This is a genomic window from Streptomyces sp. NPDC097619 (assembly GCF_040302735.1).
Lineage (GTDB): Bacteria > Actinomycetota > Actinomycetes > Streptomycetales > Streptomycetaceae > Streptomyces.
In genome coordinates, this window is record NZ_JBEOSD010000229.1 from 1 (window position 1) to 9044 (window position 9044).

General features: G+C 71.6%; 8 protein-coding genes. 4 read left to right on the forward strand and 4 right to left on the reverse strand.

Features of this window, described 5'->3' with window-relative positions; translation table 11 throughout:
• Positions 1 to 77: 77 nt before the first annotated feature.
• The gene (locus tag ABTZ17_RS34650) at positions 78 to 1307 is read right to left on the reverse strand and encodes a cytochrome P450 family protein (RefSeq protein ID WP_352199782.1); all 1230 of its coding nucleotides are present in this window, start codon (positions 1305 to 1307) and stop codon (positions 78 to 80) included.
• 38 nt (positions 1308 to 1345) lie between these two features.
• Positions 1346 to 2026, reverse strand: a complete 681-nt coding sequence (locus ABTZ17_RS34655; RefSeq protein WP_352199783.1) for a ScbR family autoregulator-binding transcription factor — start codon at positions 2024 to 2026, stop codon at positions 1346 to 1348.
• 374 nt (positions 2027 to 2400) lie between these two features.
• Here ABTZ17_RS34655 and ABTZ17_RS34660 point away from each other — a divergent pair, with 374 nt between their 5' ends.
• Both ABTZ17_RS34660 and ABTZ17_RS34665 read left to right on the forward strand, forming a co-directional pair.
• On the forward strand, positions 2401 to 4236 hold the full coding sequence (locus tag ABTZ17_RS34660) for an acyl-CoA dehydrogenase family protein (RefSeq protein WP_352199784.1): 1836 nt from the start codon (positions 2401 to 2403) through the stop codon (positions 4234 to 4236).
• 309 nt (positions 4237 to 4545) lie between these two features.
• Positions 4546 to 5088 (forward strand): carboxymuconolactone decarboxylase family protein, encoded by a 543-nt coding sequence (locus ABTZ17_RS34665; protein WP_352199785.1) that lies wholly within the window; start codon positions 4546 to 4548, stop codon positions 5086 to 5088.
• Between the two features lie 73 nt (positions 5089 to 5161).
• On the opposite strand, the gene ABTZ17_RS34670 is transcribed toward ABTZ17_RS34665, so the two are convergent.
• A complete protein-coding gene (locus tag ABTZ17_RS34670) occupies positions 5162 to 6472 on the reverse strand; it encodes an MFS transporter (RefSeq protein WP_352199786.1) in 1311 nt (436 codons plus the stop codon).
• Between the two features lie 221 nt (positions 6473 to 6693).
• Between ABTZ17_RS34670 and ABTZ17_RS34675 the strand changes: the two genes are divergently transcribed.
• Together ABTZ17_RS34675 and ABTZ17_RS34680 are read left to right on the forward strand one after the other, a co-directional pair.
• A complete protein-coding gene (locus tag ABTZ17_RS34675) occupies positions 6694 to 6966 on the forward strand; it encodes a phosphopantetheine-binding protein (RefSeq protein WP_352199787.1) in 273 nt (90 codons plus the stop codon).
• A 94-nt stretch (positions 6967 to 7060) separates the two neighbouring features.
• The gene (locus ABTZ17_RS34680; RefSeq protein WP_352199788.1) at positions 7061 to 8338 is read left to right on the forward strand and encodes a cytochrome P450 family protein; all 1278 of its coding nucleotides are present in this window, start codon (positions 7061 to 7063) and stop codon (positions 8336 to 8338) included.
• Between the two features lie 155 nt (positions 8339 to 8493).
• Here ABTZ17_RS34680 and ABTZ17_RS34685 read toward each other — a convergent pair whose 3' ends face one another.
• Positions 8494 to 8904, reverse strand: coding sequence for an SgcJ/EcaC family oxidoreductase (locus ABTZ17_RS34685; RefSeq protein WP_352199789.1), 411 nt, complete (start codon positions 8902 to 8904; stop codon positions 8494 to 8496).
• Positions 8905 to 9044: the final 140 nt, after the last annotated feature.

Here is a 9044-nt window from a genome sequence, read left to right on the forward strand (position 1 = left end):
TTCAGTGGGGTGATCTGACGTTGTGGGGCGGAAGGAGGGCGCGGGGCGGGTCGCGCGGGGCGGGTCGCGCGGGGCGGTCAGTCGGCCGGGCGCAGCACCAGCGGCAGGGCTCCGTAGCCGTTGAGCAGGAAGGTGGGCAGCGGGGCCAGTTCCTCCGGGTCGCAGGCCAGGGCCATGTCGGGGAAGCGCTCGAAGAGGGCGCGCAGCCCGGTCTCGGTCTCCACCACGGCCAGCGGGGCGCCGAGGCAGCGGTGCACTCCGTGCCCGAAGCCGAAGCCGTCCCGATCCTCGCGGAGCAGGTCGAAGACGTCGGGGTCGGGGTGGCGGTCCGGTTCGCGGCCGCCACCCGCGAAGGCCACGAGCACCGGCTCGCCGCGGGGGATGGTCACCCCGTCCAGTTCCACGTCCTCCACGGCGAACCGCAGCGGGGAGTACGAGGAGGGGGTGTGGAAGCGCAGGGTCTCGGCGACGACGTCGGACCAGCTCGCCCGGCCCGCACGCACGTGCGCGAGCTGGTCGGGGCGGGCCAACAGCGCGGCCACGGCGTTGACCAGCAGCGTGGCGGTGGTGTCCTGACCGGCCGCGATCAGCAGGTAGAGGGTGCCGAGGACCTCGGACTCGGTGAGCCGGTCCTCCTGGTCACGGGCGGCTATCAGGGCGGAGGTGAGGTCCTCGCCGGGGTCGGCCCGCTTGGCCGCCACGTGCGCGGCGAGCAGTTCGAAGGAGAGGTCGCGGGCGGCCTGCATCTCCTCCCCGCTGACCGTGGAGCTGAAGACGGTGCGCAGTGCGGCGGAGAGGGCCTCCCGGTCGGGGCCCGGCTCGATGCCGAACAACTCGCAGATGACCTGGAGCGGCATCAGCGCGGTGAAGGCGGCGCGGAGGTCGACGGCGGTGCCCGCCGGGACCGTCGCCAACGCGTCGAGCAGTTCCCCGACGATCTCCTCGACCCGGGGCCGCAGGGCCTCGGCGCGGCGGGCGGTGAAGGAGGCCGCGACCAGTCTGCGCAGCCTGGCGTGCTCGGCGCCGTAGGCGAAGAGCATGTTCTCGTTGGCGACCCAGGGGTACAACGGCCAGTCCCGGGTGATCTTGCCCTCGACGAACTCGGGCCAGTGCCGGCGCGCGCTCTTGGAGACGCGCGGGTCCAGCAGCAGCCTCTCCACCTGGTCCTGACCGACCACGGCCCAGGCACGTACCCCCCCGGGTAGCTCCACCTGGACCGCCGGCCCCTGTTCGCGCAGGGCCTTGAGCTCCCCTGCCATGTCCCGGCCCGCCGTGTCCAGCACGTACGGGCATGACGGCCTGTCCATCTCGGTTCGTCCCCCCTCGAAACGGACCGGCCGATGGGTCAGTCCGTCGTCTGCTCTTCCGATTCCGCGCGCAGCGCGACGGCCTCCGCGTACACCCGCTCGGCGCGCTCCTGCGCGAAGTCGAGGCGGACCAGGACTCCGGGCACCGTGATCGCGGTGTAGAGCGTACGCATGATGTCGACCACCCGCTCCACGATGTCCTGGTGCCCCGTCATGATCTTCGACAGCACCTGGACCCCGGTGAACGCCCCGACCATCATCTGGGCGGCACCATCGATGTCCACGTGTGGGAGGAGCTCCCCGTTCACCTGAGCCTGGCTGAAGATCACGCGGTTGTGGTCGTGCCAGCCCTGCATGGGCACCCGGCGGTCGAGGCCGTCCAGGGGTGATCCCTGGTCCACGGTCAGGCGGACGCTGCCGCGTACCATGGGCTCGCCCGATCGCAGCAGGTGGGCGAGGAGCAGGGCCTCGTCGAGGCTCTGCTGGAGATACAGCTCCCGCCGGGGCACCGGGGGCAGTGCGGACACCTGCCCGGCCAGCACCTCCTGGGCCAATTCCTCCTTGGAGGTGAAATGGAAATAGAGGGCCCCCTTGGTGACCCCGGATCTCTTCAGCACCTCGGAAATCGTCGCCGCTTCGTATCCCACCTCGTCGAACAGCTCCGCCGCCGCGAGAAGGATCTTCTGTCTCGTCCGAATGGCCCGCTCTTGCCGCGCCACAGCACCCCTTCGCCCCACCCGAAAGAAACCGGGCGGTTCGTCTGTTCATGCATCACAATGGTGGAGACCAACGTTGCGCGAGGGCGCGGTAGCCCCGCCTGTGGGTCCCACAGCCAGACATACCTCTCCTCAAGCCTCCGTGAGGGAGAATAAAACCAGGCAACTGGTTTTTGCAAGCAACCCAGAACAGGCAAGCGCATAGCAAGGAGTTGCCCAAGTGGGGGTTGAAAACCAAACCGGTTGGTACGTATCTTTGGCGCCGTCACTACCTGTCGGGGTTCGACTCTTAACGGGGAAGGTCGATGTCCGTACTGACGCTCTACCAGACGGATCCAAGCAGTAGCAGCAGCCAGGCCGGGGGGGCCATCAGCAGCATGCAATCCTACGTTCGCGCAGCTCCGACGCCTGTACCGACGGATCCCGTCACAGGCGAGCTGACCCGGCTCCTCTTCGACGGGGACGACCGGGACCGGATCCACGGAACCTGGCGCCGCCTCCTGGGCGACCAGATGTTCACCCACCGCCCGGGCCTCACGGCCGAACAGCGCACCGCCCTCTCCTACGAGCGGCTGCGCCAGGTCAACGGGGCCGCGGGCGGGGCGGCGGCCCTCGCGTACGACGTCCGCAGGCTCGCCAGCCTCCACGAGTGGACCGGGTTCACCGACGGCGGTCTGTGTACGGTCGCCAGCATCCACTACAACCTCTTCCTCGGCAGCCTGATCGACCACGACGGCTACCGGCGCGACCTCGCCCCGTTCGTGTCGATGGAACGCACCGGCACCTTCCTGTGCACCGAGCTGGCGCACGGCAACGACGTGGCCGCCATGCAGACGGTGGCCGTCTTCGACCGGGCCAGTGGCGGCTTCTTCCTGAGCACGCCGACGCCCGGGGCCCGCAAGTTCATGCCCAACACCAGCCTGGTCGGGGGGCCGAAGAGCGCCGTGGTCGCCGCGCGGCTCCTCATCGACGACGAGGACCAGGGCATCTTCCTCTTCCTCACCCCGCTCAGCGACGAGCAGGGGCACCTGCCCGGTGTCACCGTCACCCCGCTGCCCGAACGCACCGGAACCCCGGTGGACCACTCGCTGACCGCCTTCGACGGAGTGTGGCTGCCCCGCGAGGCCCTGCTGGAGGCCGACCACGGCCGGCTCTCCGCGGACGGCACCCTCACCAGCGACGTCGGCAACCGCCGCAAGCGGTTCCTGCGGTCGATCGGTCGGGTCACCGCCGGCAAGCTCTGCATGAGCGCGGGCACCCTGGGCATGGCCCGGGCCGCCCTCACCATCGCGGTCCGCTACTCCCACCACCGGCAGATCAGCGGCCCCAAGGCCGGCGAGCGGATCCCGCTCACCGCCCACCGCAGCCACCACGGCCGGCTGTTGCAGGCCCTGGCCTCCGTCTACGCGATGACCTTCCTGCACCGCGAGACGGTGGACCGCTGGGCCGACCACGACCCGGCCGAACGCACCGAGGTGGAACGGCTCGTCGCCGTCGCGAAGGGCTGGATCACCTGGGAGGCCCGGGAGATCACCATCGAGTGCCGGGAACGCTGCGGGGCCCAGGGGCTCTTCCCCGTCAACGGCCTCTCCGAGCTGCCCGGGAACGTCGAGGGCGGCATCACCGCCGAGGGCGACAACCTGGTCATCTGGGTGAAGGCCGCCTCCGAGATGGTCTTCGGGCACGAGGTGGAACGCACCGGCACCGCCCTGCTGCCGCCGGAGGGCCGGGAGCTCACCGACCTCGGCTTCCTGCGCGACCTGCTGGCCGCGGTGGAGGAGATATGGCAGCGCCGGGCCCGGACCGCCCTGCGCCAGGGGCCCTCCGGGAACCCGGTCGGGCGCTGGAACGAGACCTCGGGCGCCGCCCTGGAGATGGTCGGGGCGCACGTCCGACTGCGCGCCGCCGACGCCTTCATCGCCGCCGCCGAACGGACCGTCGACCCGGCGGCCCGTTTACTGATGGAGGACCTGTGCCGGCTGTTCCTGCTCCAGCAGCTGCGGGCGCACACCGGTGACCTGCTCGCCGAGGAGCGGCTGACGGTGCACCACGTGGTGAGCCTGCACCGGGAGATCGAGGGCGTCATCGCCTCGCTCGCCCCGCACCAGCTCGCCCTGGTGGACGCCTTCGACCTGCCGGAGGAGCTGCTGGGCACGGTGCCCATCGCGAACGAGGACTACATGGAGCGGTTCCTCGGGTCCGTGGTGAACTGACCGCTGTCCGGGAGGGCCCTCCCCAGGGGCCGCGGTGGATCGCCGACTTCCTCCGCGGCCCGGTACCGGGCCTCCCGCACAACCGCCGCACCACTCGTAGGTCCCTCGCGCACCCACCGCACGCCCACCCGGCGCGCACCGCGCACCCACCGCACCACCCCGGAGGCGGGCCCGCACCAGCGGGCCCGCCTCCGGCGTTTCCCCGCGGTCCACCCCGGGTTCCCGACCGTCCCGCCCCCGCGTCCGTACGCCGCCCACTAGCCTGCCCATGATCCGACTCGCCGGTCCACCATCGGAGGTCCACGCGTCATGCCGCACATCGAGATACCCGAGCCGATCCCCGGGATCCGGGGGCTGATGGCCGCCAAGCCCGCTTCCGGGCTGAAGCTGAACGAGTTGGCGGAGCAGCTGCTGCGCGGTCCGTCGCCGCTCACCCCCGGGGAGCGGGAGCTGATCGCCGCGTACGTCTCGCACCGCAACGGCACCCGGTACTGCACCGGCTCGCACACGGCGGCCGCCGCGCACACCAACGGCGGGGACTACGAGCTGGTGGAGGCGGTGAAGAAGGATCCGGAGACGGCCCCGGTGGACGACCGGCTGCGGGCGCTGCTGCGGATCGCGGACAAGGTCCTCGGGGACGCCCGTACCGTGGGGCCGGAGGACGTGGCGGCGGCCCGGGAGGCGGGCGCCGACGACGAGGCGGTGCACGACACCGTGCTGATCGCGGCCGCGTTCTGCATGTTCAACCGGTACGTGGACGGGCTCGGGGCGATCGTCCCGGAGGACCCGGCGGCCTTCGACGCCATCGGTTCGCACCTGGCGGTCCGGGGCTACCTGGCGCCGCGTCAGTAGGCGGCGGCAGGACGTGACGGGGCCCCGCGGACGAGTGTCCGCGGGGCCCCGTGCGGTCCGGTGCCGGGCCCGGTCACTTCACGGCGGCGAGGGCCGGTTCCTCGGCGGCTTCGGTGGGGCGGACGTGCGCCCGGGAGAGGGCCACGGCGGGCAGGACGGAGACCACCACGGCCATCATGGCGGCGACGAACCAGCCGGAGAGGTCCCGCTCGTCGAGGTAGGTGGCCAGCACCGGCACGGCGCCGCCGAGGACGGCGGTGGTCACCGCGTGCGGGACGCCCATGCCGATGACGCGGACCTCGGGCGGGAAGATCTCGCTGAGGAGCTTCGGCAGGACCGTGGTGACGGAGACCAGGTAGACCACCCCGCTGCCGTAGGCCAGCAGCAGGCTGGGGAAGTCGGCGCTGATGGTGAGGTAGCCGTAGGAGCCGCAGACGGCGAAGACGGCGGTCACGCCCATCAGGAAGCGGGTGGCGCCGATCCGGTCGGCGAGCAGGCCCAGCGGCACGTTCAGGACCATCATGATGCCGACGGCGCACACGATGACCAGGAACATCCGGCCGGGCGGGGCCAGCCGCTGGCCCATCGCCGGGACGACCGCCGACCAGGTGCCGCTGACGGTCGCGATGCCGGCCACTATCAACACGGAGAGCAGGACGGGCCGGCGGTGCTCGTTCCACACCTGGCGCAGCGAGCCGCGGGACTTGCGGCCGCGGACCTCCCGCTGGAAGACCTCGGTCTCGGTGAGCCGGTTGCGCAGGACCAGCAGGAGCAGGCCGAAGACGCCGCCGACGAGGAAGGGCACCCGCCAGCCCCAGTCCCGCATGGCCGCGTCGCCGATCAGGGCGGTGAGCCCGCCGCCGATGGCGGAGGCGGTCATCACGCCGACGCCGGTGGAGGCGGAGAACAGGCTGCCGTAGAGGCAGCGGCGGTTCTTCGGGGCCTCCTCCATCAGGTAGGCGGCGGCCGTGGGCCACTCGCCGCCCGCCGAGATGCCCTGCCCGATGCGCGCGATGACCAGCAGCACGGGGGCGAGGATGCCGATGGTCCCGTAGGTGGGGGCGATGCCGATGAGGAAGGAGCCGCTGGTCATCAGCACGATGGAGAGCAGCAGGGCCGGTTTGCGGCCGTGCCGGTCGGCGTAGCGGCCGAAGAGGAAGCCGCCGGCCGGTCGGGCGAGCACGCCGACGCCGAGCACCGCGAAGGCCCCGAGCAGCGAGGTCACCTCGTTGGAGGAGGGGAAGAACTGCTTGGCGAAGAGAGGGGCGAAGAGGCCGTACGCCAGCATGTCGAAGGACTCGACGGCGTTGCCGACCACCGTGGCCGCGACCGAGCGGCGGTTGGGTCTGGCGGGGGCTGGTGCCGGCGGTGATGCGGAGGTCATGGGGGCTCCTGGGATTCGCCGTGGACCTGGCGGCCCCATCCTGGCGAGCGCGGATGATCTCGCCAACTCCTTCCGTGCCGAGTTGGCGGAAAAACGGGCCGGACGGCCGGTACCGCACCCTGTCGGCTGCGCGGCAATTCAGGAGATGCCCCGGGCGCGGGCCGGGTGTGACGCTGCACCGACAGTGCACAACGGCCGAGGCAGCAGGCGGAGGGATTGTCATGAGCGGCGATGTCATCGAGGGCACGAGCGTTTCGGTGATCGAGCAGAAGGTGTCCGTGATCTGGTCCGAGGTGCTCGGCGAGTCCGTGTCGGAGCTGGAGGACGCCACGTTCTTCGAGCTCAGCGGCGAGTCCATCGCCGCCGTGCGGATCGTCTCGCGGATCGAGGACGAGCTGGACGTGCAGGTGGACGTCGGCGACATCTTCGAGGAGGACCCCACCCTGTCCGCCCTGATCGGGATCGTCGTCGCGCGGGCCGGGGTCTCCGGCTGACCGGACCGGACCGACCGCAGGACGGGTCCGCGGACGCAGGACGGATCCACGGACCTCCGAAAGCCGTTCCTCAAAATTTCCGGGAGTACACCAAATGGAGAACCGCTGCCCTGTCGCGCACACCCTGGACACCACCGGCCGCGACATCCACGGCGAGGCCGCGGAGCTGCGCGCCCGGGGAGCCGCCACCCTCGTGGAGCTGCCCGGCGGCGTCCACGCCTGGTCCCTCAACGACTACGCGAGCATCCGCAAGGTGCTGACGGACCCGAAGGTCACGAAGAGCGCCCGCAACCACTGGCCCAAGTTCATCAACGGGGAGATCCGGCCCGACTGGGAGATGATCAGCTGGATCGCCATGGACAACATGGTGACCTCCTTCGGCAAGGACCACGTGCGGCTGCGCCGGCTGGTCGGCAAGGCGTTCACGCCGCGCCGCACGGAGGCCGTCCGGCCGCTGATCGAGGGCCTGACGAACCACCTCCTGGACGCCCTGGAGCAGGTGCCCGAGGGCGAGGTGGTGGACCTGCGGGAGGGCTTCGCGTACCCGCTGCCCGCGATGCTGGTGGCCGAGCTGATCGGGATGGGCGAGGAGCAGCGGACCGCCACCGCGAAGGTCATCGACATGATGGTGGACACCACCGTCACCCCCGAGCAGGCGCAGGCCGTGCTGGCGAACTGGCGCGGGGCGATGGAGGAGCTGGTCGCGCAGAAGCGGGCGCAGCCCGGCGAGGACATCACCAGTGACCTGATCGCGGCCCGGGACGAGGACGGCTCGCGGCTGTCCGAGGCGGAGCTGTGCGACACGATCTTCGCGATCCTGGGCGCCGGTTCCGAGACCACCATCAACTTCTTCGACAACGCGATCACGGCGCTGCTGACCCACCGGGACCAGCTGGAGCTGGTGCTGTCGGGGCGGGCGTCCTGGGACGACGTGATCGACGAGACCCTGCGGGTGGAGTCCCCGCTGGCGCACCTGCCGCTGCGGTACGCGGTGGAGGACATCGAGCTGGACGGGGTGACCATACCGAAGGGCGACCCGATCCTCGTCAACTACAGCGGGGTGGGACGTGACCCGGCACTGCACGGCGAAAGCGCCTGCGCCTTCGACATCACCCGCGCCGACAAGGAGCACCTGTCCTTCGGCTTCGGACCGCACTACTGCCTCGGGGCGGGTGTGGCCCGGCTGGTCGCGACCATCGGTCTGTCCACGCTGTTCGCACGGTTCCCGGAGCTGGACCTGGCGGTACCCGCCGGGGAACTCCAGCCGCTGCCCACGTTCATCATGAACGGCCACCGGTCCCTCCCGGTGCGTCTGAAGGCGGCCCCGGCCGCCGCCGGTTCCTCCCGGACCACCGCGGGCGCCGTGGCCTGAGCCCGGCCCCCGCGGTGCAACGAGCAGCGCCCCTTGGCTTCGGCGGAAGCCAAGGGGCGCTGCTCGTTCACGCGCCGCAGGGGGTGGGCGCGTGGTGCCGGCGCGGCGGGCGCGGTCCCCCGGGGGGGGTGAGGGCCGCGCCCGCCGGCCGGACGTCAGGCCGCGTCGCGCGGGCTGTTGTGGTAGGCCGCCAGCTGCCAGGCGCCGTCCTCCTTGGCGACGACCCAGGTGGCGCGGATGGCGCGGGCGTCGGTCACCTCGGTGTCGCCGGGGGCGAGGATGCCGCCCTGGGTGATGACGATGGCCGCGTCCTCGCTGAGGAAGCGCAGGGCGAGCGGGGTGCCGGTGACCTGGGTGCCCTTGAAGGGGCCCTGGAAGGCGGCGGACATGAAGCCGGCGATGCCCTCGCGGCCGGTGGCGTAGTGGCCGGGCAGGATCATGCTGCCGTCGGTGGTGAACACCGCGGCGAAGGCCTCGGCGTCGTGCTGGGCCCAGGCGGCGACGATCCGGCCGGGGACGGCGGCGACGGCCGCCTTGTCGGCGTCGGAGACGGCGAGGTCGGTCATGCTTCTCCCCTGTCGGTGAGCTGGTGCGTCGGGTGGGTGGCGGGGTGGTGCGGGCGGGCCGCGGCGGGGGTGCCGCTTCAAGGACCAGGACATCGCCGTGGTCGGCGGTGGTGACACGGCCATGGAGGAGGCAGATCGGA

Excerpts from the sequence above, each read along its gene's own strand:
- ABTZ17_RS34670 (WP_352199786.1), bottom strand. The coding sequence starts at position 6,472 with ATGACCTCCGCATCACCGCCGGCACCAGCCCCCGCCAGACCCAACCGC.
- ABTZ17_RS34675 (WP_352199787.1), top strand. The coding sequence starts at position 6,694 with ATGAGCGGCGATGTCATCGAGGGCACGAGCGTTTCGGTGATCGAGCAG.
- ABTZ17_RS34660 (WP_352199784.1), top strand. The coding sequence starts at position 2,401 with ATGCAATCCTACGTTCGCGCAGCTCCGACGCCTGTACCGACGGATCCC.
- ABTZ17_RS34680 (WP_352199788.1), top strand. The coding sequence starts at position 7,061 with ATGGAGAACCGCTGCCCTGTCGCGCACACCCTGGACACCACCGGCCGC.
- ABTZ17_RS34650 (WP_352199782.1), bottom strand. The coding sequence starts at position 1,307 with ATGGACAGGCCGTCATGCCCGTACGTGCTGGACACGGCGGGCCGGGAC.
- ABTZ17_RS34685 (WP_352199789.1), bottom strand. The coding sequence starts at position 8,904 with ATGACCGACCTCGCCGTCTCCGACGCCGACAAGGCGGCCGTCGCCGCC.
- ABTZ17_RS34665 (WP_352199785.1), top strand. The coding sequence starts at position 4,546 with ATGCCGCACATCGAGATACCCGAGCCGATCCCCGGGATCCGGGGGCTG.